Below are 25,770 nucleotides of genomic sequence, written 5' to 3' on the forward strand. Positions count from 1 at the left end.
CACCCCTGCAAGGGATCGCGGCGAGTCTGGAGTATTTGTTCCAGGCATGAAAAAGCCCGCAGCGACGGCGGGCTTTTTCAGCAAGCAAGTGACACGCCTCAGATAGGGCGGCTGCCGTACTTGTTGTCCGGCTTCTTGGGCGGATCGGCGACCACGTTGGCCTCCACTTCCTGCACCTTGCCGCCGCGCGCAAGGAATTCTTCCATGGCCTTGGCCAGGGCGTCGCGCTCCTTGTTCTTGGCTTCGATGCTCGGCAACTCGTCTACCGACACCGCAGCCTTGGCTTTGCCTTTGGCAGCCGGGGCCGGCGTATCGTCACCGCCATCGTCTTCAGCAACGTCTTCCGCTGCTGCTTCCAGACCGTCCTCGGCCTCGTCTTCGTCGCCTACTTCGAGGTCGTCGTTTTCCAGATCATCGTCGCTCATGTTCTACCTCATGACTTGCGAAAAGCAGATTAGTTATAGACCAGCTTTGGCGACTGTCGAAAGTCGCCGGAAAAAAATCGGTAACCGCTGGTGACCAGCGGTTTACGCCCCTTCACCGTGCAAGGTGGCGAGGACTTTACGGGCACCGCCATGATCACGGTGCTCGCCCAGATAAACGCCTTGCCAGGTTCCCAGAGCCAGACGTCCCGCCGATACCGGCAGACTGATCTGGCAGCCAAGCACGCTGGCTTTGAAGTGCGCCGGGAGGTCGTCCAGGCCTTCGTCGTTATGCTCATAGCCGTCTGTTCCTTGTGGGATCAGACGATTGAAAAATCGTTCGAAGTCGCGACGGACCGCCGGATCGGCGTTCTCGTTGATGGTCAACGACGCCGAGGTATGCTGCAGCCACAAATGCAACAGACCGACCCGGCACGCCTTGAGTTCAGGCAGGCCGGCGAGTAACTCGTCCGTTACCAGATGAAAGCCCCGGGGCCGTGCCCGCAGAGTTATCAGAGTCTGTTGCCACATACAGTTCTCCGCACGTTCGGGGCGCATTCTAGCGCGCTCTGGGAAAAAACAAAGGCCCTAATATTCCTGCAATGATGTAAGCCATTGGCCGCAGAAAAATGCCCATCGTAAACACGACGAAAGCCGTACGAAAAATCCTTTCAGTTGCTCTCTCAATGACAAATCCCGGACAAAAAAATGCCCGGCAAGCCGGGCAAGTTTTTTCGATGCGCGTACTTACAGGTTGTAGCCGCGTTCGTTGTGTTGTGCCAGGTCCAGGCCAACCGATTCTTCTTCCTCGGTCACACGCAGACCCATCACGGCGTCCAGCACCTTGAGGATGATGAAGGTGACAATCGCGGTGTAGATCACTGTGAAGCCGACGCCTTTGCACTGAATCCACACTTGCGCCGCGATGTCGGTCACGGTGCCGAAGCCGCCCAGCGACGGTGCAGCGAATACACCGGTCAGGATCGCACCGAGGATACCGCCGATACCGTGCACGCCGAATGCGTCCAGGGAGTCGTCATAACCAAGCTTGCGTTTCAGGGTGGTGGCGCAGAAGAAGCACACCACACCCGCCGCCAGACCGATCACCAGTGCGCCCATCGGGCCCACGGTGCCAGCAGCCGGGGTGATTGCCACCAGACCGGCAACCACACCCGAGGCGATGCCCAGCGCACTTGGCTTGCCGTGGGTGATCCACTCGGCAAACATCCAGCCCAGCGCAGCCGCAGCGGTTGCAATCTGAGTAACCAGCATCGCCATGCCGGCAGTGCCGTTGGCCGCTGCAGCGGAACCGGCGTTGAAACCGAACCAGCCGACCCACAGCATCGCCGCGCCCATCAGGGTGTAACCGAGGTTGTGCGGCGCCATCGGGGTAGTCGGGAAGCCTTTACGCTTGCCCAATACCAGGCAGGCGATCAGACCGGCCACACCGGCGTTGATGTGCACCACCGTGCCACCCGCGAAGTCGAGTACACCCCAGTCCCACATCAGGCCGCCGTTACCGGACCAGACCATGTGCGCGATCGGTGCATAGACCAGGGTGAACCAGATGCCCATGAAGATCAGCATCGCGGAAAACTTCATCCGCTCGGCGAACGCACCGACGATCAGCGCCGGGGTAATGATCGCGAAGGTCATCTGGAAGGTGATGAACACCGCCTCAGGGAACAGCGCCGCCGGGCCGGTCAGGCTCGAAGGCGTGACACCGGCGAGGAACGCCTTGCCCATGCCGCCGAAGAACGAGTTGAAGTTGACGACGCCCTGCTCCATGCCGGTGGTGTCGAACGCAATGCTGTAGCCATAAATGACCCACAGGATGCTGATCAGACCGGTAATGGCGAAGCATTGCATCATCACGGAAAGAATGTTTTTCGAGCGGACCATGCCGCCGTAGAACAGCGCCAGGCCCGGGATGGTCATGAACAGCACGAGGGCTGTCGAGGTGAGCATCCAGGCGGTATCGCCGGAATTGAGGACCGGGGCCGCCACTTCGTCTGCCGCCATTGCAAGGCCGGGCATTACGATGGACAACAGGGCTCCTAGCCCTGCGAATTTACGCAGAGTCATATTGTTTTCTCCTGGGGCGTTGGGTTTGTGGCGGCGCTTAGATCGCGTCGGTATCGGTTTCGCCGGTACGGATGCGAATCGCCTGTTCCAGATTGACCACGAAGATCTTGCCGTCACCGATCTTGCCGGTGTTGGCCGCTTTGGTTATCGCCTCGATAACCCGATCCAGATCCTTGTCGTCGATGGCCACGTCGATTTTCACCTTGGGCAGAAAATCGACCACATATTCCGCGCCGCGATACAGCTCGGTGTGACCCTTCTGCCGGCCGAAGCCTTTGACTTCAGTAACGGTAATGCCCTGCACGCCGATTTCGGACAGCGACTCGCGCACGTCGTCCAACTTGAACGGCTTGATGATGGCAGTGACTAGCTTCATGAAACTCTCTCCCGAATTGGTGGACTTGCCCCAGGAAAACAAACCCGACTCAAGTCTAAGCGCAGTGCCTGGCTTTGTAACGCATCGTCGGCCTTGCCTGCCCGACTGACGCCAGCTAACCGCTGCCGGCGAAACTCCCCGCTCCGCCTGCCGCACTGCATTCGTCACAGCGACTGCATCAGTGCATGGGTCACTACCGACTAAGCAGAAAGCTTGCCATCTCGCCAAATTCCTCTGATTTCAATCCTTTGGCCGCTGCCACAGGCGTTTGCACGAAAAACGCCCGACGGTTACGCACAACAACGGTGCGCTGCCGTCCGTCCGCTTGCGCGAAAAGCGTGCATCCGTGCCTGCGTCAATGACTATAGACACTGCGTGATACACTGCGCGCCACTGTTTACAGGACACATTCCATGCTCGCGCCCAAAGACTTCCTCGACGCCCTGAGCGGCACTGCCTCCCGCCTGTTCAGCGGCGACACCCCGCTGCCAAAAGCCGAAATCGAAAGCCAGTTCAAGATGCTGCTGCAAAGTGCTTTCAGCAAACTGGATCTGGTGAGCCGTGAAGAATTCGATAGCCAGATGGTCGTCCTGGCTCGAACTCGCGCCCGCCTTGAAAGCCTTGAAGCCAAAGTCGCAGAACTGGAAGCCAGGCTGACGCCGCCGGCCGAGTAAGACTGCAGCCGCCGGGCCGAGACGCCTTCAAGTTTGCGAATAGACATCAAACCGCCCCCGCCGAGGCAGGAGCGGTTTCCGTCAGATCAATCCTCTACAACGAATTATTCCAACGGTCTCGCAGAAACTCGTACAGGCGAAAAGCCCATAACGCGATTCTGACGAGGCGCCACCTATGTTTAAGAAACTTGGACATACTTTGGCCCTCCTTGCGTGGGGCCAAACCTCCGATGCACTTTCCGGCGTACGAACATCTTCGGGACTACACACGAGTGTGTCCGCCAAGGCGGCCGGGTGTGGGTTCCCCAAAAACAGCACCGGCACGGGTCTCATACCGTGTCGAGGAACATGAAATCTTTAGCTCCCGACCACACTTCACGAAAACTCGAGGAGTGGGCATCGTCGCCGGGGATGTTATGCCGGTAGTTCGAAGGGGACTTAAACAAGTTGTATCAAGTGATTAAGCAATGTTTCACACCTTAATGAGTCAATCATTTCAAGGTGATATTGACTTTGGACAAATGATGTCGGTGCTTGCGTCAACGTGAAAACGTGCATAACCTGCACATACACGAGTGTGTCCGCAAAGGATACGCAGGCCTTGGCCTCACCGAAGCCTGCAAACTGAAAACCGTCTACTCAAGGCGGTTTTTTTTCGCCTCGAAATTGGTTGACCTCCTCCCGCAACATCCAGTGAAAGTTCGCGCGCGCCAGCTCCCCTTTCCCCGACTACCCTTCAAAAACCCGCAGGAAGCGGCCCCCGATTCAGCTCAAGGAACGACCATGTCCCTGTCCATCGTCCACAGTCGCGCCCAGATAGGCGTGGATGCACCTGCCGTTACCGTCGAAGTTCATCTGGCCAACGGCCTGCCGTCGCTGACCATGGTCGGCCTGCCCGAGGCGGCGGTGAAGGAGAGCAAGGATCGGGTGCGCAGCGCGATCATCAATTCCGGGCTGCAGTTTCCGGCGCGGCGGATCACCCTGAATCTGGCGCCGGCGGATTTGCCCAAGGACGGCGGGCGGTTCGATCTGGCGATTGCCTTGGGGATTCTGTCGGCAAGTGTGCAGGTGCCGTGTCTCACGCTGGATGAGGTGGAATGCCTCGGTGAACTGGCGCTGTCCGGCGCGGTGCGGCCGGTGCGCGGGGTGTTGCCAGCGGCGCTGGCGGCGCGCAAGGCCGGGCGGGCCCTGGTGGTGCCGCGGGCGAATGCCGAGGAGGCCTGTCTGGCTTCTGGCCTGAAAGTGTTTGCGGTGGATCATCTGCTGGAAGCCGTGGCGCATTTCAACGGACATACTCCGGTCGAGCCTTATGTCTCGGACGGGCTGATCCACGCGGCGAAACCTTATCCCGACCTCAACGAAGTGCAAGGGCAGATGGCCGCCAAACGGGCGCTGCTGATTGCCGCGGCAGGCGCGCACAACCTGTTGTTCAGCGGGCCACCGGGCACTGGCAAAACGTTGCTGGCGAGTCGCCTGCCAGGCCTGCTGCCGCCCCTGTCCGAATCCGAAGCGCTGGAAGTGGCGGCGATTCAATCGGTCGCCAGCGGCGTGCCGCTGACTCATTGGCCGCAGCGTCCATTCCGTCAACCGCACCATTCTGCATCGGGGCCGGCGCTGGTCGGTGGCAGCTCGAAACCACAACCCGGCGAAATCACCCTCGCCCACCACGGCGTGCTGTTTCTCGACGAGCTTCCGGAATTTGATCGCAAGGTGTTGGAGGTACTGCGCGAACCTCTGGAATCCGGATATATCGTGATCGCCAGAGCCAAGGATCGCGTGCGATTCCCCGCGCGCTTTCAGTTGGTAGCAGCGATGAACCCCTGCCCTTGTGGATATCTGGGCGAACCGAGCGGCAAGTGTTCGTGTACACCAGACATGGTGCAGCGCTACCGTAACAAGCTCTCGGGGCCGTTGCTGGATCGGATCGATCTGCACCTGACGGTGGCGCGGGAGGCAACGGCGTTGAATCCATTGGTCAAACCGGGCGAGGACAGTGCCAGTGCGGCAGCCGTGGTGGCCGAGGCACGAGAACGCCAGCAAAAGCGCCAGTGTTGTGCCAACGCCTTTCTTGATCTACCGGAGCTCAAGCGGCACTGCCAGTTATCCACAGCCGATGAGAAATGGCTCGAGTCAGCCTGTGAACGGCTGACACTCTCACTGCGTTCGGCACATCGCTTGCTCAAGGTTGCGCGCACACTGGCGGACCTTGAGCAAGTGGATGCGATCAAGCGTGAGCACTTGGCGGAGGCGCTGCAATACCGCCCGGCAATGCCTTAATGCTCGGTCAAATCCACCAGCGGCGCCTGCCGTACTTCGGTTTCGCGCCCGGCCTGAATCTCGGTCACGCGCTTCAATGCGTTATCCACAGCGCTTTTGTCTGCCAGCAGGCTGTAGCTGATCTGAAACTGTTGGCTGGCCTTTGGCGCAATGGTCGGTACCAGGTTCAGCGGACGCTGATAGCGGCGGTTGTAGGAAAAACTGGTTCCCGGCTCAAGGCCCGTGACATAGCCCTGCCCTTGGGTGTCGGTGTTTTTCCACAGAGAAAATACCGGCAGCTGCCGGGTATTGAAGCCGACGGAGACACCGAGGCTGCCAGCCTTGTCATGCAGCACGGTCAAGGTTTCGCCTTTGGCGTCGGCGTAAGGTATGACGTTGTAGACGGTTTCGTCATAGTCCTTGGTCGGCCCGCGATAGGTCTGCCAGTCCGCCAACTCGGCTTTGGCCTTGTCGTTGAAGGGCGAGACCTGTTTCACCGGTGCTGCGAACCGCGCGCCCTGCTCGAGGAATGGCGTGCTGAAATTGCTGTGGTACAGCGCCTGGTATTCCTTCGGATAATCGCCGTTATTGGTCAGCGTATCGTTAAGGGCAAAACGGGTGCTGCCGGGCTCAGTGACAAGCTCGGTCATCACCGAAAAGTCGACTTTCTTGAACGCCTGCTCTTTCAGTTCGCCGCGCAGGCTGATGGCGTAGGGCGGTTTTTCATCAATGTGCAGCGTGACGCTGCTGGCCGGGATATTGGCAGCGCGGCCGTGCAGGGTCAGCAACTCGCCATTGTCCATGCCGGGATGGCCGACCCATTCGTAACCGCAGCGGGTCACCAGTTCATTGAAGCCTTCCAGCCAGCCCAGACCTCCGCGCCCATTGAGTTCGATGAAGGCCGGGTTGACCACGTCCTTGACCGGCGAATCCCAACCCATGCGTACATTACCGACGGAGGCCTGCAGGACATTCATGCCACGGGTTGGCACCACCGAGAGTTTCATAATGCCGTTATCGATATCGACGATGCTGACACCTTCCTGTCGTCCGCCGTGCAAGGTTCGCAGACTCACGGAGAAAGCCTTGTCGGTTTTCACCCCGAGCTGCTCACTGGTGATTGTCCAGTTTTGCGCGGGTTTGTTGGTATCGAGGAGTACGTAATCCCAGGCCATGGCGTGGGAAGCAGCAGAGAGTACGCCGAGTGCAACGGCGAGTTTGAGCGGGGTCATGGCAGCAGCCTTTATTGGAGTTGTGCCATTTTTATAGCGCTGCGGAAACGTTTCAGCAAGAAAAGATGAGAGACATATAGAGTGATTTGCCATGGATCGGCGGCGTTGCATTCGCGAGCAGGCTCGCTCCCACAGAGTATTCGGGTGCTCAAACGATTTATGAGCGACCCCGGAAACTGTGGGAGCGAGCCTGCTCGCGAAAGCTATATCAAGGCCGAATCAACGGAAGCGATCAACCTCGGAACGCAGATCCGCCGCCAGCTTTTCAAGCTCTTTGGCGGTGACCGCGAGGTTGGAAACCACTTCACGCTGCTCGCTGTTGGCCAGCGCAATACTCTGCAGATTGCTGCTGAGCAGCGTCGCCGTGCTGCTCTGCTCCTGCGTCGCCGTGGTAATCGCCGCAAACTGCTGCCCTGCCGAACGGCTCTGTTCATCGATCCGCGCCAGCGCCGAAGCCACATTGGCGTTGCGCGACAGGCCTTCCTGCATCAGCACATTGCCCTGTTCCATGGTGCTGATGGCGTTGCCGGTTTCCTGCTGGATGCTGTGGATCATCCCGGAAATTTCATCGGTCGCCTGACGGGTGCGCGACGCCAGGTTACGCACTTCATCAGCCACCACGGCAAAACCACGGCCCTGTTCACCGGCCCGCGCCGCTTCAATCGCCGCGTTGAGCGCCAGCAGGTTGGTCTGTTCGGCAATCGAAGTGATCACACTGACGATGCCGCCAATTTCCTGAGAGCGTTGACCCAGCGTGTTGATCACGGACGCCGTGGTGTTCAGCGCGCCAGCGATTTGCTCCAGCGAGGACGAAGCTTCTTCCATCGAGCTGCGACCGATCTGCGTTTGCTGGGCATTTTCCTGCGCCAGACGCTGAGTCGCGCCCATGTTGTCGGCAATGTTCAGCGAAGTGGCGCTGAACTCTTCCACCGCGCCGGCCATGCTGGTGATTTCACCCGATTGTTGTTCCATACCTTCGTACGCACCGCCGGACAAACCGGACAGCGCCTGGGCGCGGCTGTTGACCTCTTGCGAGGCGCGGCGGATGTGCTCGACCATGGTCGACAGCGCCTGGCTCATCTGGTTGAACGCGCGGGACAGCTGGCCGATCTCGTCATTGCTCGACACGTTCAGGCGCACGCTCAGATCACCGGCGCCCAAGGCTTCGGCCTGACGTACCAGATCGCTCAATGGCGCCAGTTTGCTGCGCAGCAGCCAGACCACCGAACCGACCGCCAACAACATCGCCAGCAGACTGCCGATAGCCAGTTGCGTACCGACACTCCAGGTCACCGCGCGGATCTCGGTTTTCGGCATGCTCGCCACCACCGACCAAGGCCCGCCCTCGAACGGAACAGCAATGCTGTAAAAGTCTTCAGAGGTGTCGCTCCAGAACTCACCCTTGCCCGGTTTCGCCGCCAGCCCCTTGATCACCGGAACGGCCTGATCCAGCGCTTGCACGCCGGCCGGCGCCACCAGCCATTTATTCTGCTCATCCAGCAGCGCCAACGAACCAGTCTGGCCGATGCGGAAACGCTTGAGATTGGCAAACTGGGCGTTCTGCGCATCGGTGTAGTCAAAACCAACGAACAACACCGCAATCACCTTGCCGCTGCTGTCGCGCACCGGGGTGTATTGGGTCATGTAGGAACGATCGAACAACAAGGCACGGCCGACGTAGCCCTGCCCCGCCATCAACCTGGCATAGGCGGGGTGCGCATGATCGAGCAAAGTGCCGATGGCGCGCGTGCCGTCCTGTTTGGTCAGCGAGGTGCTGACGCGCACGAAATCTTCGCCGCTGCGCACGAACAGCGTGGCGACACCAGCGGTCATCTGCTTGAACTCGTCGACTTCCTTGAAGTTGTTGTTCAGCACTTCACTGCCCAGGTGCAGGCCCGGGGTCTGGGTGCCGGCGACGTTCACCGGTTCATCCGGGTGAATGCTCAGGCCCGCGCTGAAACGCTTCTCAAACAACCCGCTCAGGCGCTGCGTGCTCTCGCGCAGCGTGCCGTGGAAGGTGCTCAACTGGTCAGCCAGCAGCCTCGCCTCACTGGCGAGGTGTTCTTCACGGGTGGCGAGATTGGCGGAATCCAGCGAACGCAGGGCGAATACCGTACTGCCGCTGATGACGATCGCCAATATCACAGCGAGCGCGAGGCCCAGCTGCGAAGCGATCCGAGCGCGAGGTTGAGACATGAACAGCTCCTGGCCGAGCCACCGGATCCTCCTTGATCGCAGCACCTGCTCGGAAAATTCTAATAATGGGGGTGGAATCGTGGAGACCGGCACGACGGTCCCACATGCTCATTTTCGGCGGTTAAACCGAATACTTGAGTAAATAGCGGGGTTATGGCGCAAGGCCGGCATTGTGGCGGCTCTAACGTTTCAGCTCAAGCGCTTGACCTGCGGCAGCACCATGGCGCGCACTTCGCCTTGCAGAAAATCACTGAGACGGCGCAAACGTTCACCTCCCGGACGGGTTTTCGGCCATACCAGGTAGTAATTCAGGCCACTGGCGACGGCAGTCGGCCACGGCAGGCTCAAGCGGCCCTGCGCCACATCCTCGGCGACCATCAGCAGATCCCCCATCGATACCCCATAGCCACGGGCGGCAGCGATCATGCCCAGTTCGAGGGTATCGAACACCTGCCCACCCTTGAGCGAGACCTGATCGGACAGCCCCATATGCTCCAGCCAACTGCGCCAGTCACGCCGGTCCGGGGTCGGGTGCAGCAACTCGGTGGAGGCCAGCCGCGCCACGTCCCAGGGTTGATCGTTCAGCAGGTTCGGCGCGCCGACCGGGATCAGTTCTTCGGTAAACAGCAGGCTGGCCTCCCAGTCCGGCGGGAAGTGCCCGTCACTGAGCAGTACCGCGCAATCGAATGGCTCATTGTTGAAATCCACCGAATCCACGTCCATCCACGCACTGGTCAATTGCACTTCGTTACCCGGTTGCAGATGGCGGAAACGACTGAGTCGCGCCAGCAGCCAGCGCATGGTCAGGGTCGATGGCGCTTTCATGCGCAGGATGTCGTCCTCGGCGCGCAAGGTGTTGCAGGCGCGCTCAAGGGCTGCAAAGCCCTCGCGAATGCCGGGCAACAACATCCGCGCCGATTCCGTCAGTTGCAGGTTGCGTCCGCTGCGGTGAAACAGCTTGCAGGCGAAATGCTCTTCCAGCGTCTTGATGTGCCGGCTGACGGCACTCTGGGTGATCGACAACTCCTCGGCCGCCCGAGTGAACGAGCTGTGCCGCGCCGCCGCTTCGAATGCGCGCAGGGCATACAAGGGTGGAAGACGACGGGACATACACAAAGCTCCTCTAGCGGCATCCGGTCAACCCGACGGGGTGTTCTCATGATGAGTTTTAATCATGCCACCCATCCTTTTTATCCTTTTGTGCAAACCCTGCCAAGCGCCGAGAATCGACGGTCTCGTGTTCCCTTTGATAAATGGGTGGTGATGACCATGCAGCATCCTGTGCGTACCGAACTCTGGGCCATCCTGCGGCTGGCGGGGCCGTTGATTGCTTCACAGTTGGCGCACATGCTGATGGTGCTGACCGACACGCTGATGATGGCGCGCCTGAGTCCCGAAGCGCTGGCCGGTGGCGGACTGGGCGCGGCAAGTTATTCGTTCGTGTCGATTTTCTGCATCGGCGTGATCGCAGCGGTCGGCACCCTGGTGGCGATCCGGCAGGGCGCCGGCGACATCATCGGCGCGGCCCGCCTGACTCAGGCCGGATTATGGCTGGCATGGCTGATGGCGCTGGGCGCCGGTCTGCTGCTGTGGAATCTGAAACCGGTGTTACTGCTGTTCGGCCAAACCGAAACCAATGTCCATGCCGCCGGGCAATTCCTCATCGCCCTGCCCTTTGCCCTGCCCGGCTATCTGAGCTTCATGGCCCTGCGCGGCTTTACCAGTGCGATCGGCCGGGCGACGCCGGTAATGGTCATCAGCCTGGGCGGCACTGTGGCCAACTTCCTGCTCAATTACGCGCTGATCACCGGCCTGTTCGGCCTGCCGAAACTGGGGCTGACCGGCATCGGCCTGGTCACGGCAATCGTTGCCAACTGCATGGCGCTGGCGCTGGCCTGGCACATCCGTCGGCACCCGGCCTACGACGCTTACCCGTTGCGCGCCGGCCTGTCGCGGCCAAATCGTCAGTATCTGAAAGAACTGTGGCGACTCGGCCTGCCGATTGGCGGCACCTATGCCGTGGAGGTCGGTTTGTTCGCCTTCGCCGCGCTGTGCATGGGTACCATGGGCAGCACGCAACTGGGCGCACACCAGATTGCCCTGCAGATCGTTTCGGTAGCGTTCATGGTGCCGGCGGGGATGTCCTACGCGATCACCATGCGCGTCGGCCAGCACTACGGCGCCGGGCAACTGAGCGATGCACGCATGTCCGGCCGGGTCGGCATCGTCTTCGGCGCAGTGGTGATGCTGGGTTTCGCCATGGTGTTCTGGCTGTTGCCGAATCAACTGGTCGGGTTGTTCCTCGATCACCACGACCCGGCGTTTGCCGAGGTGATCCGCCTGGCGGTGAGCCTGCTGGCGGTGGCGGCATGGTTTGAGCTGTTCGATGGTACACAGACGATTGCCATGGGCTGTATCCGTGGACTCAAGGACGCTAAAACCACGTTTCTGGTCGGCCTCGGTTGCTATTGGCTGATCGGCGCGCCGGCGGCGTGGTGGATGGCGTTTCACCTGCATTGGGGGCCAACGGGCGTCTGGTGGGGGCTGGCGCTGGGGCTGGCGTGTGCGGCGGTGAGCCTGACGCTGGCGTTTGAATGGAAGATGAAGCGGATGATCCGGCTGGAGCCTGTGTCACAGAGGTTTGAGGCCGTTCGCGCAGATTAGGATCAAAAGATCGCAGCCTTCGGCAGCTCCTACAGGGATTTGTGTAGGAGCTGCCGCAGGCTGCGATCTTTTAAACGGCCTCCACAGAAACCTGCTGGCTTGAGCCAAACGTCAGGTACTCAACCAACTCCGCCAACGGCAACGGCCGGCTGATCAGATACCCCTGCACCTGGTCGCAGCCAAAGCCGCGCAACAACTCCAGCTGTTCCGGTGTTTCCACGCCTTCGGCCACCACTTCCAGATGCAGGTTGTGCGCGAGGTTGATCATTGCGTGCACCAGTTTGCGGTTCTCTTCGCGCTGCTCCATGCCGCCGACGAAGCTCTTGTCGATCTTCAGCAAGGTGATCGGCAGGCTGTTGAGGTGCACGAACGATGAGAACCCGGTGCCGAAGTCATCCAGCGAGAAGCGCACGCCGAGGCGGCCGAGGGCATCCATGGTCTGTTTGACCAGATCGCTGCGGCGCATCACGGCGGTTTCGGTGAGTTCGAATTCCAGCCACTGCGCCTCGACCCCACGCTCGGCAATCAGCCGACTGAGCGTCGGCAGCAACTGACTGTCCTGAAACTGGCGGAATGACAGGTTGATTGCCATGTGCAGCGCAGGCAGCCCGCGCTCGCGCAGCGCCTGCATGTCACGCAGGGCGCGGGAAATCACCCAGTAACCCAGCGGCACGATCAAACCGCTTTGTTCAGCCAGCGGCACGAATTCGCTCGGCGGCAGCAGACCACGCTCGCCATGACGCCAGCGTACCAGCGCTTCGAGGCCGACGATTTGCCCGTCCGCCAGATTCAGCCGTGGCTGGTAGTGCAACTCCAGCTCATCACGACGCAAGGCCCGGCGCAGTTCGCTTTCGAGGTCGGCCATGCTCCGCGCGTTGCGATTGATGCGTTCGTTGAAGATATGGAACGTGCAGCCCTGGGTGCTCTTGGCCTGCTGCATGGCGATGTGCGCATGCCACATCAGCGGATCGGCGCCACCTTGTGCGCGGGCATGGGCGATGCCGAGGCTGGAGCCGATCAACAGGCTTTCGCCATCGACCCAATACGGCTCGGACAAGGCTTCGGTGATGCGTTCGGCCATCCACTCGGCGCGTTGTGGCGCACGGCGAGTGTCGATCAGCAAGGCAAATTCGTCGCTGCCCAGCCGCGCCAGTTGATCACCGGCCTCGAGCTGGCTTTTCAGCCGCGCAACGACCTGCAGGATCAGCCGGTCGCCGGCCTGATGGCCGAGGGCGTCGTTGGCGTGGCGGAAGTTGTCGAGATCGAGATGCCCGAGGGCCAGGCCACGGCCGTCGTTTTCCGCCAGACGCGCCGCGAGCAGGGTCTGGAAGCCCTGACGGTTGGCGATGCCGGTCAGCGGATCCTGTTCGGCCAGGCGTTGCAGGGTGTTTTCCAGCACGCCGCGTTCACGCACGTGGCGCAGGCAGCGGCGCAGCATGCCGGCGTCAAGCGCGTCAAACACCAGCCAGTCACTGACACCCACCGGCGCAGTGGCGGGTTCGTGCTCCAGCAGCAACACCGTCGGCAGGCTGCAACGGCCCGGGGCCGGCTGCAACGCGGGAACGGTCAATAACACCGCGTGGCGATTGTCTTCGAACAGACTGCTGACCGACTCCCAGCTCGGCGCGCTGATCAGCACCGCCGCGCTCCCCATCGGAGCCAGACACTCGCGCAATAACGCTGTCCACGCTGGCTCTTCGGCCAGTAGCAGCAAACGCAAGGGTTCGACAGGCGTAGACAAGCTAGCTCCCTAGACTCTGCAATGATGTGGGCGGGGCATTATGCCGTTGCGATGTTCAATGACAACGATTATCAGAACGTTATTTTGTGTCACGAATGAGAACATTAGCCGCAAAATCACCGTGTATCCTCCGCGAAAGTAACAAAACCGGCAAATTTGAATCGCGTGGTGCGTCACAAGTCGGAGAGAGCAGCACAAATCGCTGAGCCTGTTAAAATGCCGGCCCATTTCGTCAACGACTCCCGAATTTTCGTATGTCCCGACTCAATCCCCGGCAGCAAGAAGCCGTGAACTACGTCGGCGGCCCTCTATTGGTGCTCGCCGGCGCTGGCTCCGGCAAGACCAGCGTGATCACCCGCAAGATTGCGCACCTGATCCAGAACTGCGGCATCCGCGCCCAGTACATTGTCGCCATGACCTTTACCAACAAGGCTGCGCGCGAGATGAAGGAGCGGGTCGGCACCCTGCTGCGTGCCGGTGAAGGTCGCGGCCTGACGGTCTGCACCTTCCACAACCTGGGCCTGAACATCATCCGCAAGGAGCATGCGCGGCTGGGCTACAAACCCGGTTTCTCGATCTTCGACGAGACCGACGTCAAAGCCCTGATGACCGACATCATGCAAAAGGAATACGCAGGCGACGACGGCGTCGACGAGATCAAGAACATGATCGGCGCCTGGAAAAACGACCTGATCCTGCCGGCCCAGGCGCTGGAAAACGCGCGCAATCCCAAGGAACAGACCGCTGCCATCGTTTACACCCACTACCAGCGCACACTCAAAGCGTTCAACGCGGTGGACTTCGACGACCTGATCCTGCTGCCGGTAAAGCTCTTCGAAGAGCACGCCGACATTCTCGAAAAGTGGCAGAACAAGGTGCGTTACCTGCTGGTCGACGAATACCAGGACACCAACGCCAGCCAGTACTTGCTGGTGAAGATGCTGATCGGCAAGCGCAACCAGTTCACCGTGGTGGGCGACGACGACCAGTCGATCTACGCCTGGCGCGGCGCGCGGCCGGAAAACCTGATGCTGCTCAAGGACGACTATCCGTCGCTGAAAGTGGTGATGCTGGAGCAGAACTACCGCTCCACCAGCCGCATCCTGCGCTGCGCCAACGTGCTGATCTCGAACAACCCGCACGAATTCGAAAAGCAGCTGTGGAGTGAGATGGGCCACGGCGACGAGATCCGCGTGATCCGCTGCCGCAACGAGGACGCCGAAGCCGAGCGCGTGGCCATGGAAATCCTCAGCCTGCACTTGCGTACCGACCGCCCGTACAGCGATTTTGCGATTCTCTATCGCGGCAACTACCAGGCCAAGCTGATCGAACTGAAGTTGCAGCATCACCAAGTGCCGTATCGCCTGAGCGGCGGCAACAGTTTCTTCGGGCGTCAGGAAGTGAAGGACCTGATGGCCTACTTCCGCCTGATCGTGAACCCGGATGACGACAACGCCTTCCTGCGGGTGATCAACGTGCCGCGTCGGGAAATCGGCTCCACGACCCTGGAAAAACTCGGCAACTACGCCACCGAACGCAAGATCTCGATGTACGCCGCCACTGACGAAATCGGTCTGGGCGAGCATCTGGACAGCCGCTTCACCGATCGCCTGTCGCGCTTCAAACGCTTTATGGACAAGGTCCGTGAACAGTGCGCCGGCGAAGACCCGATCTCGGCCCTGCGCAGCATGGTCATGGACATCGACTACGAGAACTGGCTGCGTACCAACAGTTCCAGCGACAAGGCTGCGGACTACCGGATGAGCAACGTCTGGTTCCTGATCGAGGCCTTGAAGAACACCCTGGAAAAAGACGAAGACGGCGAGATGACCGTCGAAGACGCCATCGGCAAACTGGTCCTGCGCGACATGCTCGAGCGTCAGCAGGAAGAAGAGGACGGCGCCGAAGGCGTGCAGATGATGACCCTGCATGCGTCCAAGGGCCTGGAATTCCCTTACGTGTTCATCATGGGCATGGAAGAGGAAATCCTTCCGCACCGCTCCAGCATCGAAGCCGACACCATCGAAGAGGAACGCCGCCTGGCCTACGTGGGCATCACCCGCGCGCGTCAGACCCTGGCCTTCACCTTCGCTGCCAAACGCAAACAGTACGGCGAGATCATCGATTGCGCGCCCAGCCGCTTCCTCGATGAACTGCCGCCGGACGATCTGGCGTGGGAAGGCAACGACGACACACCGACCGAAGTCAAAGCCGTGCGGGGCAACAGCGCACTGGCTGATATACGCGCGATGTTAAAGCGCTAGAATTGACCACTTTTTACTAGACCTTCGGCGCACAAAGCGCCAAATGAGGACAGCTTCATGGAAGCATTGCACCAGAAAATCCGCGAACAAGGCATCGTGCTTTCCGACCAGGTCCTGAAGGTCGACGCCTTCCTGAACCACCAGATCGACCCGGCCCTGATGAAGCTGATCGGCGACGAATTCGCCACGCTGTTCAAGGATTCGGGCATCACCAAGATCGTCACCATCGAAGCCTCGGGCATTGCCCCGGCGATCATGACCGGTCTGAACCTCGGCGTGCCGGTGATCTTCGCCCGCAAGCAACAGTCCCTGACCCTGACCGAAAACCTGCTGTCGGCGACCGTTTACTCGTTCACCAAGAAGACCGAAAGCACCGTGGCCATCTCCCCGCGTCACCTGACCAGCAGCGACCGCGTGCTGATCATCGACGACTTCCTGGCCAACGGTAAGGCTTCGCAGGCGCTGATCTCGATCATCAAACAGGCTGGCGCCACGGTTGCCGGTCTGGGCATCGTGATCGAGAAGTCATTCCAGGGTGGGCGTGCCGAGCTGGACTCGCAGGGCTATCGCGTTGAATCGCTGGCTCGCGTGAAGTCGCTGAAGGATGGTGTCGTCACCTTCATCGAGTAACGGCTGAAAGACGCGAATACACCGCAATTCCTGTGGGAGCTGGCTTGCCAGCGATGGCGACCTATCCTTCAACATCCACGTTGACTGATACACCGCCATCGCGGGCAAGCCCGCTCCCACAGTTTTTTGTCGTTTTTTATTGCGCGGTGGCCTTCAGGCCGGTGAGCAGCAGGCGCTGGAACAGGTCTTCTTTCAGGCCTTCCGGGCTGGTCAGCTGCATCCGCTCCAGATGCTCGGGATACAACGCAGCCTCCGGCGCATCCAGCGCAGCCTTGCCCAGCTCCAATATCTCACTCAGCTTGAACTTACTTTTCAGCCAGTTCAGCGCTCGCAACAGATCGCGCTCGATCGCGGTGAAATCACAACCCAGCGGATACTCCGGAAACAGGTTCGGATGCTTTGCGGCGATGGCCTGCAAGCGTTGCGGGGTGTTGTCGGCAAATCGCGGATCGAGGCGGAAGTCCTTCGGCAGCTTGCCGACCTTTTGTGCCTGCTCGATCAACCCCGACTGGAAGCGTGAATCGCTGATATTGAGCAACGACTCGATCACTACCGCATCGGACTTGCCGCGCAGGTCGGCGATGCCGTACTCGGTGACCACGATGTCACGCAGGTGCCGTGGAATCGTGCAGTGGCCGTACTCCCAGACAATGTTCGAACTGACCTCGCCGCCGGACTCGCGCCAGCTGCGCAGGATCAGAATCGAGCGCGCATCGTGCAGCGCGTGGCCTTGGGCGACGAAGTTGTATTGCCCGCCAACCCCGCTGAGCACCCGCCCGTCTTCCAGTTGATCGGCCACACCCGCGCCCATCAGGGTCATGGTGAATACGGTGTTGATGAACCGGGCATCGAGGCGCTGCAAGCGCTTGAGCTCTTCCTGACCGTACAGCTCGTTGATGTAGCTGATGCGGGTCATGTTGAATTCGAGGCGCTTGCTCTGCGGTAACTCGCGCAGGCGCTCGTAGAAACTGCGCGGGCCGAGGAAGAAGCCACCGTGCACCGAGATGCCATCGGTCTGCGCCGCTTCATCGAGGGTGCCGGCGTTGGCCTGCTCCTGAGTCTGCATGTCGGGGTAGACTTTGCGCCGGATGATCCCGGCATCGGCCAGCACCAGCAAACCATTGACGAACATCTCACTGCAGCCATACAGGCCTTTGGCGAATGGCGTGGTGCCGCCCTCGCGTTCGATCAACTGCGCCCACTGGCTGAGATTGATGTCATTGAGCAGGGCCTGATAACCGGCGTTGTCCGCCTGCCGTGCCAGCAGTGCGGCGGTCAGCGCATCGCCCATCGAGCCGATGCCGATCTGCAAGGTGCCGCCGTCGCGCACCAGCGTGCTGGCGTGCAAACCGATGAAATGATCCTGAAAGCCCACCGGCATGTTCGGCGTGGAAAACAGCGTGCTGCTGTCCTTCGCGTCGATCAGCAGGTCGAAGGTGTCGATATCGACTTCGGCATCGCCGGGCATGTACGGCAGGTCGGTGTGCACCTGACCCACCAGCAGAATGGTCTCCCCGGCATCACGGCGCTTGGCGATCATCGGCAGCAGGTCGAGGGTGATGTCCGGGTTGCAGCTCAGGCTCAACCGATCGGGATGTTCGCTGCTGCTGGCAAGTAACTGCGCCACCAGATTGAGGCCGGCGGCATTGATGTCGCGGGCGGCGTGGCTGTAGTTGCTGCTGACGTAATCCTGCTGGGCCGGCGCGCTGTTGAGCAGGCTGCCGGGCTGCATGAAGAACTGTTCGATGCGGATGTTGGCGGGCAAGCTGTCGCGGCGCAGGTCGGTGAGGAAATCGAATTCGGGGTAATCACCGAATACACGCTCGACGAAGGGTTCGATGAAGCGCTTCTGCAGACCGTCGCCCAGCGTCGGCCGCCCCAGGCACAGCGCGGTGTACATGGTCAGTTGCCGTTCGGGCAGGCCCTTGATGCGCCGGTACAGCGCGTTGACGAAGTGATTGGGCTTGCCCAGCCCCAGCGGCATGCCCATGTGGATATGCGCCGGCAAGCGTGCGAGCACCTCGTCCACCGCCTGTTCGATCGAACACAACTGCACCATCTGTAGCCTCCTGCCCGTTCCGTGAATAGAGGTAGACCGAGCTTGCCTCGACTTTGCTGCAAAGGACAGCCCACGTCGCGAATCGCAGGCACAAAAAAACCGTCCGAAGACGGTCTTTTTCGTCAGAAGCGCGGCTTATTTCAGGCCGGACATCTTCTGGATCGCGCCTTTCAACTCGTCATCCGAGCAATCGGCACAGGTGCCTTTGGGTGGCATGGAGTTGATGCCGGTGATGGCTTTGGCCAGGATGCCGTCGAGGCCGCCCTGATGATCGGCGCGGTCTTTCCAGGCGGCGGTGTCACCGATTTTCGGGGCGCCCAACAAACCAGTGCCGTGGCAAGCGTTGCAATGTTTTGCAATCACTTCATCCGGGGTCTTCGCACCACCGCCGCCGCCCGCAGAGGCAGCGACTTCCATTCCTTTGCATTCCTGCCCCTGAACGCACACCTGGCCCACTGGCTCGAGGCGCTTGGCAATGTCGTCATTCGTCGCAGCTTGAGCGCTGACAGCCCAGAGGGCCAGTACGGTTGCTGGTGCGGCCAGCATTTTCATAATTAGGTTCACGCGTTCACCCTCAATGGTGGCTATTCACGCCTGCGGCCACGGTTCGCAGGCGGGCGCAAGTATAGCGGGTAGCCCGCCACACTGAAACAACCCCATAGTCGAAGGGGTTATACCGCGCAGTGGAAAAACTCTTCGGATGCCTTCGCCGTCATGGCCTGGCGCCTCTGTGTTTAAAAATTCGCCGGCGTGGCTGCGCTGATTAGTCGCGCAGGCGCGTCGAACGGATTACGGAAACGGTGCGGCTTGGTACTTTCAAAATAGTAGCTGTCGCCGGCTTCGAGAATAAAAGTTTCCAGCCCCACCACCAGTTCCAGACGACCTTCCACCAGAATCCCGGTTTCCTCGCCTTCATGGGTGAGCATTTCTTCGCCGGTATCGGCGCCGGGCGGGTAGATTTCGTTGAGGAATGCGATGGCCCGGCTCGGGTGCGCGCGGCCGACCAGCTTCATGGTCACCGCGCCGTCGGAGATGTCGATCAGCTCGTTGGCCTTGTAGACGATCTGGGTCGGGACTTCCTGCAGGATTTCTTCGGAAAAGAACTCGACCATGGACATGGGAATCCCGCCCAGTACCTTCCTCAGCGAACTGATCGAAGGGCTGACGCTGTTCTTTTCGATCATCGAAATGGTGCTGTTGGTGACGCCCGCGCGTTTGGCGAGTTCACGCTGGGAAAGCCCTTTGAGCTTGCGGATCGATTGCAGTCGTTCACCGACGTCCAAGGCGGGAGCCTCCTGATGTTGTAAGAATATTGAGCGTTATCATGGCGACAGCGTTCAGTATTTACAACACTTGGCCCCCGCAGCGGCGTCAACCCTCGGAATAGAGCCTTGGCACCCGACGCAGGTTGCAGAATATCTGGTACGGAATGGTGTCCGCCCACTGCGCCACTTCGCTGGCGAGGATGTTTTTGCCCCACAGCTCGACGGTCGACCCGAGTTCTGCTTCCGGCACCTCAGTGAGGTCGATGCACAGCATGTCCATCGACACACGGCCAAGAATCCGGCTGCGTTTACCGGCCACCAGCACTGGCGTGCCGGTCGGTGCCTGACGCGGGTAGCCGTCGGCATACCCCATGGCCACCACGCCGATGCGCATCGGCTTGTCGGTAATGAATTTGGCGCCGTAGCCGATCGGCTCGCCGGCGGGCAATTCACGCACGCAGATGACTTTCGATTCGAGGGTCATCACCGGTTGCAGGCGCTCGGCCACGGCGTTGGCTTCTTCGAACGGGGTGGCGCCATAGAGCATGATGCCCGGGCGTACCCAGTCGCTGGGGATCTGCGGCCAACCGAGCACCGCTGGCGAGTTGCGCAGGCTGACTTCGGCCGTCAGGCCCTGACGCGCCGCTTCGAACACCGCGACCTGATCGGCGCTGCTCTGCTCGTGCAACTCATCGGCGCGGGCGAAGTGGCTCATCAGCACGATCTTCGCCACTTTGCCGCTGGCCAGCAGGCGCTGATAGGCCGCCGCGTAATCCTTCGGATGCAGGCCCACACGGTGCATCCCGGAATCGAGCTTCAACCACACGGTGATCGGTTTGCTCAATGCCGCCTGCTCGATGGCTTCGAGCTGCCACAACGAATGCACCACGCACCAGAAATCATGCTCGACGATCAGCGCCAGTTCATCGGCTTCGAAAATGCCTTCGAGCAACAGCACCGGGGCCTTGATGCCCGCCGCGCGCAGCTCCAGTGCTTCTTCGATGCAGGCGACGGCGAACCCGTCGGCCTCGGCTTCCAGCGCCTGGGCGCAACGCACCGCGCCGTGCCCGTAGGCATCAGCCTTGATCACCGCCAGCGCCTTGGCGCCAGTGACTTCGCGGGCAATTCGGTAGTTGTGGCGCAGGGCTTCTAGGTCGATCAGGGCACGGGCAGGACGCATGGCGGCAGACTTCTAGGCGGTCATGGGAATAAAAACCGGCGCTGGCTGACGGCGTGAACCGCCAACAGCGCCGGGAGAGGGATCTTTGAAACGGTTACGGCAACGCGGCGACGATGGAAATCTCGACCAGGATGCTCGGCTTGGCCATCTTCGCTTCGACGGTGGCGCGGGCCGGGGCGGCGCCTTTGGGCAGCCACTGATCCCACACCGAGTTCATCCCGGCAAAGTGCGCCTCGATGTCGTTCAGGTAGATCGTCGCCGACAGCAGATGCTGCTTGTCAGTCCCTGCCAGATCCAGCAAACGCTCGATGTTGGCGAGCACGTCGCGGGTCTGCTGTTCGACCCCGGCGTTGAAGTCATCGCCGACCTGACCGGCCAGATACACGGTGCCGTTGTGGGTAACGATCTGACTCATGCGCTCATTGGTGAGCTGGCGCTGGATTGCCATGTTTTGCGGACTCCTGAGGCTTGTTGCCGTAACGGGAAATATCGAGGCCTTCGGCGCTGATCTGCGGCTTTTTCTTCGCCATCAGATCGGCCAGCAAACGACCGGAACCGCACGCCATGGTCCAACCCAGGGTGCCGTGACCGGTGTTGAGGAACAGGTTCTTGAACGGTGTGGCACCCACGATTGGTGTACCGTCCGGCGTGGTCGGACGCAAACCGGTCCAGAAGCTCGCCTCGGCCAGATTGCCGCCCTGAGGATAAAGGTCGTTGACGATCATCTCCAGGGTTTCGCGCCGACGCGGGTTGAGCGACAGGTCAAAACCGGCGATTTCCGCCATGCCGCCGACGCGGATGCGGTTGTCGAAACGGGTGATCGCGACCTTGTAGGTCTCGTCGAGAATGGTCGAAGTCGGGGCCATGTCCGGGTTGGTGATCGGCACGGTCAGCGAGTAGCCCTTGAGCGGATACACCGGGGCCTTGATGCCCAGCGGCTTGAGCAACTGCGGCGAGTAGCTGCCGAGGGCCAGCACATAGCGGTCGGCGGTTTCCAGCTTACCGTCGATCCACACGCCATTGATGCGGTCGCCGGCGTAGTCGAGGCGCTGGATATCCTGGCCGAAGCGGAATTCCACACCGAGTTTCACGGCCATTTCCGCCAGGCGCGTGGTAAACATCTGGCAGTCGCCGGTCTGGTCGTTCGGCAGACGCAGAGCGCCGGCGAGGATATCGGTGACATTGGCCAGCGCCGGCTCGACGCGGGCAATGCCGGCGCGGTCAAGGACTTCAAACGGCACGCCGGATTCTTTCAACACGGCGATGTCTTTGGCGGCGCCATCCAGCTGCGCCTGGGTGCGGAACAGTTGCGTGGTGCCCAGGCTGCGGCCTTCGTAGGCGATGCCGGTTTCGGCGCGCAGTTCGTCGAGGCAGTCGCGGCTGTACTCGGACAGACGCACCATGCGCTCCTTGTTCACCGCGTAACGGCTGGCAGTGCAGTTGCGCAGCATCTGCGCCATCCACAGGTACTGGTCAATGTCAGCGGTGGCCTTGATCGCCAGCGGCGCGTGGCGCTGCAGCAGCCATTTGATGGCCTTGAGCGGCACGCCCGGCGCGGCCCACGGCGAGGCATAACCCGGCGACACCTGGCCGGCGTTGGCGAAACTGGTCTCCATGGCCACGGCTGGCTGCCGGTCGACCACCACCACTTCAAACCCGGCACGGGCCAGATAGTAAGCACTGGCGGTACCGATGACGCCGCTACCCAAGACCATTACGCGCATTTTTGTATCCCTCATCGCGGCAGGGCCGCGTACGTCTGTTGTTAGAGCAATGATGCGCGCAGTGTAAAAAAGAATGGCCAGTGCATTTCACTATATAAGCGCCTATATTTGGCGACAATTCTCGGCAAAAACCCTTTTCACGGAGGCGCATCCCCTATGCGTACCAACACTCAGACCAAACGTGAGCTGGACAAGATCGACCGCAACATCTTGCGGATCCTGCAGGCAGACGGGCGCATATCGTTTACCGAACTCGGGGAGAAGGTCGGTTTGTCCACCACGCCGTGCACTGAGCGGGTGCGACGGCTGGAGCGTGAGGGAATCATCATGGGCTACAACGCCCGCCTGAATCCGCAGCACTTGAAAGGTAGCCTGCTGGTGTTCGTCGAGATCAGCCTCGACTACAAATCCGGCGACACGTTCGAGGAGTTCCGCCGCGCGGTGCTGAAACTGCCGCACGTGCTGGAATGCCATCTGGTGTCAGGGGATTTCGACTATCTGGTGAAGGCGCGGATTTCCGAGATGGCTTCGTACCGCAAGCTGTTGGGCGACATTCTGTTGAAGCTGCCGCATGTGCGTGAGTCCAAAAGCTATATCGTGATGGAAGAGGTGAAGGAGAGCCTGAGCCTGCCGATTCCGGACTGAGATTTGTGCTGCCTGATCCGGCCCCATCGCTGGCAAGCCAGCTCCCACAGGTTCAGTGGTCAACAGATATTCTGCGAACGACAACGATCACTGTGGGAGCTGGCTTGCCAGCGATTGGGTCGACTCAGTTCCAGCAATTGCGCTAAACCAGCACCTGCCGGTTCGAAGCCATGTACTCGAAGATCTGCTTTTCCACCCGTGGATGAATCAGCTCCACCGGCCCCCGCCCGTTCGGGCACGGCAGGGTTTTGGTGGTACCGAACAAGCGACAAATCAACGGCCGCTCGCCATACACCGTGCAACCATTGGGCCCCAGGTGCACACAGTTCAGCTCTTCCATCGCCGCATCCTGTTCGGCGCGTGTCTTGCGCGGCAGTCGCGACATTTCTTCCGGCGAGGTCGTCACCGGCCCGCAGCAATCGTGACAGCCCGGCACGCAGTCGAACGTGGGGATCTGCTGACGCAGGTCGCGAAGGGTCTGGCGATTGCAACTCATCGAAACGGTAACCCACATGAAATAGGCGGCAATTGTGCCGCAAAAGCCGTGATCCAGACAGCAACGGCCGACCAGTGTTGCCCGTGCTCGGGCGTGCGGCTTATGCTCCGTCAAATTTTCTCGACACTCAGCCGTTGGATGATGCCCATGAATGCCCGCGCCCGAACCTTCGCGAGCCAACCCCACGTTGCCTCTTACTACGCCGCCAGCAGCCTGCCGCAGCCTGACCATCCGGCGCTGCAAGGCGAGCTGACGGCGGACGTGTGCGTGGTCGGCGGCGGCTTCTCCGGGCTGAACACCGCGCTGGAGCTGGCCGAACGCGGCCTCAGCGTGGTGTTGCTGGAAGCGCACCGGATCGGCTGGGGCGCCAGTGGCCGCAACGGCGGACAGTTGATTCGCGGGGTCGGCCACGGTCTCGATCAGTTCAGCAACGTCATCGGCGCTGACGGTGTACGCCAGATGAAACTGATGGGCCTGGAAGCAGTTGAAATCGTCCGCCAGCGCGTCGAGCGCTTTCAGATCCCGTGCGATCTGACCTGGGGCTATTGCGACCTCGCCAACAAACCGGCCGATCTCGAAGGCTTTGCCGAAGACGCCGAAGAACTGCGTGGCCTCGGTTATCACTACGAAACCCGTCTGCTGCAAGCGGATGAAATGCACACCGTGGTCGGCTCCAAACGCTACGTCGGTGGCTTGATCGACATGGGTTCCGGGCATTTGCACCCGCTGAATCTGGCGCTGGGCGAAGCCGCTGCCGCACAGCAATTGGGTGTGAAGCTGTTCGAGCAATCGGCGGTGACGCGGATCGATTACGGCACCGAGGTTCGCGTCCACACCGCTCAAGGTTCAGTGCGGGCGAAAACCCTGGTGCTGGGCTGCAATGCTTACCTCAACGACCTCAATCCGCAACTCAGCGGCAAAGTGCTCCCGGCCGGCAGCTACATCATCGCCACTGAACCGTTGAGCGAAACCCAGGCGCACAGCCTGCTGCCGCAAAACATGGCGGTCTGCGACCAGCGGGTGGCGCTGGATTACTACCGGCTCTCGGCGGATCGGCGCCTGCTGTTCGGCGGTGCCTGCCATTATTCCGGGCGTGATCCGAAGGACATCGGCGCCTACATGCAACCGAAGATGCTCGAAGTGTTTCCACAACTGGCAGGCGTGAAGATCGACTATCAATGGGGCGGGATGATCGGCATCGGTGCCAACCGGCTGCCGCAGATTGGCCGACTCAAAGACCAGCCGAACGTGTATTACGCCCAGGCCTACTCCGGGCACGGAGTGAATGCCACGCACCTGGCGGGCAAGCTGCTCGCCGAGGCGATCAGCGGGCAGCACAGCGGTGGCTTTGATCTGTTTGCCAAGGTGCCGCACATCACCTTCCCCGGCGGCAAGCATTTGCGCTCGCCGTTGCTGGCGTTGGGGATGTTGTGGCATCGGCTCAAAGAGTTGGTCTGATGTTTTTGCTGCGTCCTTGAAGCCGCCATCGCTGGCAAGCCAGCTCCCACAGGTTTTTGCGGCGAATACAAATATTGTGAACACCAAATTACTGTGGGAGCTGGCTTGCCAGCGATGAGGCCCGCCAGAAAAATACAGGTTTCAGATCCGCCAGAACGGCTTCAACCCCTCCTCCTGCGCCTGCTCCCGGGTCAGCCCAATATCTTTGAGCTGCTCCGGCGTCAGGTTCAAAAGCGCCTTGCGCGTGTGCAGACGATGCCAGAACAGGCCCCAGCGACTCAGGCCGGAGGGCGCGTTGCGCATGACGCTATTCCAAGCGCTGTCCTCCTGCCCTGCCGCCAGTTCCTGACTGTGTAACGTCAGCCGCACATCGCTCAAGCCGTTCATTTTTGTCGCTCCTGTT

General features: G+C 60.7%; 23 protein-coding genes. 7 read left to right on the forward strand and 16 right to left on the reverse strand.

Features of this window, described 5'->3' with window-relative positions; all coding sequences use genetic code 11:
* Positions 1 to 98 precede the first annotated feature (98 nt).
* The 4 genes from sutA to glnK all read right to left on the reverse strand — a co-directional run bounded on the left by sutA (position 99) and on the right by glnK (position 2,883).
* Positions 99 to 425 carry a transcriptional regulator SutA gene (gene sutA, locus AC193Q_RS19290; RefSeq protein ID WP_007951900.1) on the reverse strand — a complete coding sequence of 109 codons (327 nt, stop codon included), beginning with the start codon at positions 423 to 425 and terminating at the stop codon, positions 99 to 101.
* Positions 426 to 527: 102 nt separating this feature from the next.
* Positions 528 to 953: a secondary thiamine-phosphate synthase enzyme YjbQ gene (locus AC193Q_RS19295; RefSeq protein WP_003229414.1), complete on the reverse strand. Its 426-nt coding sequence runs from the start codon at positions 951 to 953 to the stop codon at positions 528 to 530.
* Between the two features lie 216 nt (positions 954 to 1,169).
* Positions 1,170 to 2,507: an ammonium transporter gene (locus AC193Q_RS19300; RefSeq protein WP_027610437.1), complete on the reverse strand. Its 1,338-nt coding sequence runs from the start codon at positions 2,505 to 2,507 to the stop codon at positions 1,170 to 1,172.
* A gap of 37 nt (positions 2,508 to 2,544) precedes the next feature.
* The gene (glnK, locus tag AC193Q_RS19305; RefSeq protein ID WP_002555808.1) at positions 2,545 to 2,883 is read right to left on the reverse strand and encodes a P-II family nitrogen regulator; all 339 of its coding nucleotides are present in this window, start codon (positions 2,881 to 2,883) and stop codon (positions 2,545 to 2,547) included.
* A gap of 413 nt (positions 2,884 to 3,296) precedes the next feature.
* On the opposite strand from glnK, the gene AC193Q_RS19310 reads away from it, so the two are divergent.
* Both AC193Q_RS19310 and AC193Q_RS19315 read left to right on the forward strand, forming a co-directional pair.
* Positions 3,297 to 3,557 (forward strand): accessory factor UbiK family protein, encoded by a 261-nt coding sequence (locus AC193Q_RS19310; protein WP_041071977.1) that lies wholly within the window; start codon positions 3,297 to 3,299, stop codon positions 3,555 to 3,557.
* Positions 3,558 to 4,340: 783 nt separating this feature from the next.
* Positions 4,341 to 5,834 carry a YifB family Mg chelatase-like AAA ATPase gene (locus tag AC193Q_RS19315; protein WP_121182602.1) on the forward strand — a complete coding sequence of 498 codons (1,494 nt, stop codon included), beginning with the start codon at positions 4,341 to 4,343 and terminating at the stop codon, positions 5,832 to 5,834.
* Here the strand turns inward: AC193Q_RS19315 and AC193Q_RS19320 are convergent.
* The 3 genes from AC193Q_RS19320 to AC193Q_RS19330 form a co-directional block, all read right to left on the reverse strand.
* Positions 5,831 to 7,045, reverse strand: a complete 1,215-nt coding sequence (locus AC193Q_RS19320; protein ID WP_121182604.1) for an aldose 1-epimerase family protein — start codon at positions 7,043 to 7,045, stop codon at positions 5,831 to 5,833. The genes AC193Q_RS19315 and AC193Q_RS19320 overlap by 4 nt on opposite strands.
* Positions 7,046 to 7,264: 219 nt before the next feature.
* Positions 7,265 to 9,241, reverse strand: a complete 1,977-nt coding sequence (locus AC193Q_RS19325) for a methyl-accepting chemotaxis protein (protein WP_095668026.1) — start codon at positions 9,239 to 9,241, stop codon at positions 7,265 to 7,267.
* Between the two features lie 189 nt (positions 9,242 to 9,430).
* Complete coding sequence (locus tag AC193Q_RS19330; protein WP_483878701.1) at positions 9,431 to 10,351, reverse strand: LysR substrate-binding domain-containing protein; 921 nt, start codon at positions 10,349 to 10,351, stop codon at positions 9,431 to 9,433.
* Positions 10,352 to 10,504: 153 nt separating this feature from the next.
* Here AC193Q_RS19330 and AC193Q_RS19335 point away from each other — a divergent pair, with 153 nt between their 5' ends.
* A complete protein-coding gene (locus AC193Q_RS19335) occupies positions 10,505 to 11,905 on the forward strand; it encodes a NorM family multidrug efflux MATE transporter (RefSeq protein ID WP_182403003.1) in 1,401 nt (466 codons plus the stop codon).
* Positions 11,906 to 11,975: 70 nt separating this feature from the next.
* Here AC193Q_RS19335 and AC193Q_RS19340 read toward each other — a convergent pair whose 3' ends face one another.
* Entirely contained in the window at positions 11,976 to 13,646 is a 1,671-nt protein-coding gene (locus AC193Q_RS19340; RefSeq protein WP_041071967.1) for a putative bifunctional diguanylate cyclase/phosphodiesterase, read from the reverse strand.
* Positions 13,647 to 13,900: 254 nt separating this feature from the next.
* On the opposite strand from AC193Q_RS19340, the gene rep reads away from it, so the two are divergent.
* Entirely contained in the window at positions 13,901 to 15,910 is a 2,010-nt protein-coding gene (gene rep / locus AC193Q_RS19345) for a DNA helicase Rep (RefSeq protein WP_027610430.1), read from the forward strand.
* 57 nt (positions 15,911 to 15,967) lie between these two features.
* Positions 15,968 to 16,540 carry a xanthine phosphoribosyltransferase gene (locus AC193Q_RS19350; RefSeq protein ID WP_003229440.1) on the forward strand — a complete coding sequence of 191 codons (573 nt, stop codon included), beginning with the start codon at positions 15,968 to 15,970 and terminating at the stop codon, positions 16,538 to 16,540.
* Positions 16,541 to 16,676: 136 nt separating this feature from the next.
* Here the strand turns inward: AC193Q_RS19350 and AC193Q_RS19355 are convergent, their stop codons facing one another.
* The 6 genes from AC193Q_RS19355 to dadA all read right to left on the reverse strand — a co-directional run bounded on the left by AC193Q_RS19355 (position 16,677) and on the right by dadA (position 22,768).
* The gene (locus AC193Q_RS19355; protein WP_483878702.1) at positions 16,677 to 18,599 is read right to left on the reverse strand and encodes an acetyl-CoA hydrolase/transferase C-terminal domain-containing protein; all 1,923 of its coding nucleotides are present in this window, start codon (positions 18,597 to 18,599) and stop codon (positions 16,677 to 16,679) included.
* Between the two features lie 135 nt (positions 18,600 to 18,734).
* The gene (locus tag AC193Q_RS19360) at positions 18,735 to 19,151 is read right to left on the reverse strand and encodes a c-type cytochrome (protein ID WP_041071964.1); all 417 of its coding nucleotides are present in this window, start codon (positions 19,149 to 19,151) and stop codon (positions 18,735 to 18,737) included.
* Positions 19,152 to 19,333: 182 nt separating this feature from the next.
* Entirely contained in the window at positions 19,334 to 19,882 is a 549-nt protein-coding gene (locus AC193Q_RS19365; RefSeq protein WP_007920393.1) for a cupin domain-containing protein, read from the reverse strand.
* Positions 19,883 to 19,970: 88 nt separating this feature from the next.
* Positions 19,971 to 21,044, reverse strand: coding sequence for an alanine racemase (alr, locus tag AC193Q_RS19370; protein ID WP_121182610.1), 1,074 nt, complete (start codon positions 21,042 to 21,044; stop codon positions 19,971 to 19,973).
* Between the two features lie 94 nt (positions 21,045 to 21,138).
* The gene (locus AC193Q_RS19375) at positions 21,139 to 21,492 is read right to left on the reverse strand and encodes a RidA family protein (RefSeq protein ID WP_041071962.1); all 354 of its coding nucleotides are present in this window, start codon (positions 21,490 to 21,492) and stop codon (positions 21,139 to 21,141) included.
* A complete protein-coding gene (gene dadA, locus AC193Q_RS19380) occupies positions 21,464 to 22,768 on the reverse strand; it encodes a D-amino acid dehydrogenase (protein WP_025112723.1) in 1,305 nt (434 codons plus the stop codon). The genes AC193Q_RS19375 and dadA overlap by 29 nt, the downstream gene beginning before the upstream one ends.
* Before the next feature lie 156 nt (positions 22,769 to 22,924).
* Here dadA and AC193Q_RS19385 point away from each other — a divergent pair, with 156 nt between their 5' ends.
* A complete protein-coding gene (locus AC193Q_RS19385; RefSeq protein ID WP_003177284.1) occupies positions 22,925 to 23,413 on the forward strand; it encodes an Lrp/AsnC ligand binding domain-containing protein in 489 nt (162 codons plus the stop codon).
* 142 nt (positions 23,414 to 23,555) lie between these two features.
* Here the strand turns inward: AC193Q_RS19385 and AC193Q_RS19390 are convergent, their stop codons facing one another.
* A complete protein-coding gene (locus AC193Q_RS19390) occupies positions 23,556 to 23,909 on the reverse strand; it encodes a YkgJ family cysteine cluster protein (RefSeq protein WP_041072178.1) in 354 nt (117 codons plus the stop codon).
* Positions 23,910 to 24,056: 147 nt separating this feature from the next.
* On the opposite strand from AC193Q_RS19390, the gene AC193Q_RS19395 reads away from it, so the two are divergent.
* On the forward strand, positions 24,057 to 25,367 hold the full coding sequence (locus AC193Q_RS19395) for an NAD(P)/FAD-dependent oxidoreductase (RefSeq protein WP_483878703.1): 1,311 nt from the start codon (positions 24,057 to 24,059) through the stop codon (positions 25,365 to 25,367).
* Positions 25,368 to 25,508: 141 nt separating this feature from the next.
* Here the strand turns inward: AC193Q_RS19395 and AC193Q_RS19400 are convergent, their stop codons facing one another.
* Positions 25,509 to 25,754: a DUF1127 domain-containing protein gene (locus AC193Q_RS19400; RefSeq protein ID WP_095668022.1), complete on the reverse strand. Its 246-nt coding sequence runs from the start codon at positions 25,752 to 25,754 to the stop codon at positions 25,509 to 25,511.
* Positions 25,755 to 25,770: the final 16 nt, after the last annotated feature.

This window comes from Pseudomonas sp. F2, from assembly GCF_057174385.1.

What these genes read in the sequence shown, in the direction of transcription:
- AC193Q_RS19315 (WP_121182602.1), top strand. Translation starts at nt 4,341, where the DNA reads ATGTCCCTGTCCATCGTCCACAGTCGCGCCCAGATAGGCGTGGATGCA.
- AC193Q_RS19385 (WP_003177284.1), top strand. Translation starts at nt 22,925, where the DNA reads ATGCGTACCAACACTCAGACCAAACGTGAGCTGGACAAGATCGACCGC.
- AC193Q_RS19400 (WP_095668022.1), bottom strand. Translation starts at nt 25,754, where the DNA reads ATGAACGGCTTGAGCGATGTGCGGCTGACGTTACACAGTCAGGAACTG.
- AC193Q_RS19300 (WP_027610437.1), bottom strand. Translation starts at nt 2,507, where the DNA reads ATGACTCTGCGTAAATTCGCAGGGCTAGGAGCCCTGTTGTCCATCGTA.
- AC193Q_RS19310 (WP_041071977.1), top strand. Translation starts at nt 3,297, where the DNA reads ATGCTCGCGCCCAAAGACTTCCTCGACGCCCTGAGCGGCACTGCCTCC.
- AC193Q_RS19350 (WP_003229440.1), top strand. Translation starts at nt 15,968, where the DNA reads ATGGAAGCATTGCACCAGAAAATCCGCGAACAAGGCATCGTGCTTTCC.
- AC193Q_RS19325 (WP_095668026.1), bottom strand. Translation starts at nt 9,241, where the DNA reads ATGTCTCAACCTCGCGCTCGGATCGCTTCGCAGCTGGGCCTCGCGCTC.
- AC193Q_RS19355 (WP_483878702.1), bottom strand. Translation starts at nt 18,599, where the DNA reads ATGGTGCAGTTGTGTTCGATCGAACAGGCGGTGGACGAGGTGCTCGCA.
- AC193Q_RS19335 (WP_182403003.1), top strand. Translation starts at nt 10,505, where the DNA reads ATGACCATGCAGCATCCTGTGCGTACCGAACTCTGGGCCATCCTGCGG.
- alr (WP_121182610.1), bottom strand. Translation starts at nt 21,044, where the DNA reads ATGCGTCCTGCCCGTGCCCTGATCGACCTAGAAGCCCTGCGCCACAAC.
- AC193Q_RS19360 (WP_041071964.1), bottom strand. Translation starts at nt 19,151, where the DNA reads ATGAAAATGCTGGCCGCACCAGCAACCGTACTGGCCCTCTGGGCTGTC.
- AC193Q_RS19395 (WP_483878703.1), top strand. Translation starts at nt 24,057, where the DNA reads ATGAATGCCCGCGCCCGAACCTTCGCGAGCCAACCCCACGTTGCCTCT.
- AC193Q_RS19375 (WP_041071962.1), bottom strand. Translation starts at nt 21,492, where the DNA reads ATGGCAATCCAGCGCCAGCTCACCAATGAGCGCATGAGTCAGATCGTT.
- AC193Q_RS19390 (WP_041072178.1), bottom strand. Translation starts at nt 23,909, where the DNA reads ATGAGTTGCAATCGCCAGACCCTTCGCGACCTGCGTCAGCAGATCCCC.
- AC193Q_RS19320 (WP_121182604.1), bottom strand. Translation starts at nt 7,045, where the DNA reads ATGACCCCGCTCAAACTCGCCGTTGCACTCGGCGTACTCTCTGCTGCT.
- glnK (WP_002555808.1), bottom strand. Translation starts at nt 2,883, where the DNA reads ATGAAGCTAGTCACTGCCATCATCAAGCCGTTCAAGTTGGACGACGTG.
- AC193Q_RS19330 (WP_483878701.1), bottom strand. Translation starts at nt 10,351, where the DNA reads ATGTCCCGTCGTCTTCCACCCTTGTATGCCCTGCGCGCATTCGAAGCG.
- sutA (WP_007951900.1), bottom strand. Translation starts at nt 425, where the DNA reads ATGAGCGACGATGATCTGGAAAACGACGACCTCGAAGTAGGCGACGAA.
- dadA (WP_025112723.1), bottom strand. Translation starts at nt 22,768, where the DNA reads ATGCGCGTAATGGTCTTGGGTAGCGGCGTCATCGGTACCGCCAGTGCT.
- AC193Q_RS19295 (WP_003229414.1), bottom strand. Translation starts at nt 953, where the DNA reads ATGTGGCAACAGACTCTGATAACTCTGCGGGCACGGCCCCGGGGCTTT.
- rep (WP_027610430.1), top strand. Translation starts at nt 13,901, where the DNA reads ATGTCCCGACTCAATCCCCGGCAGCAAGAAGCCGTGAACTACGTCGGC.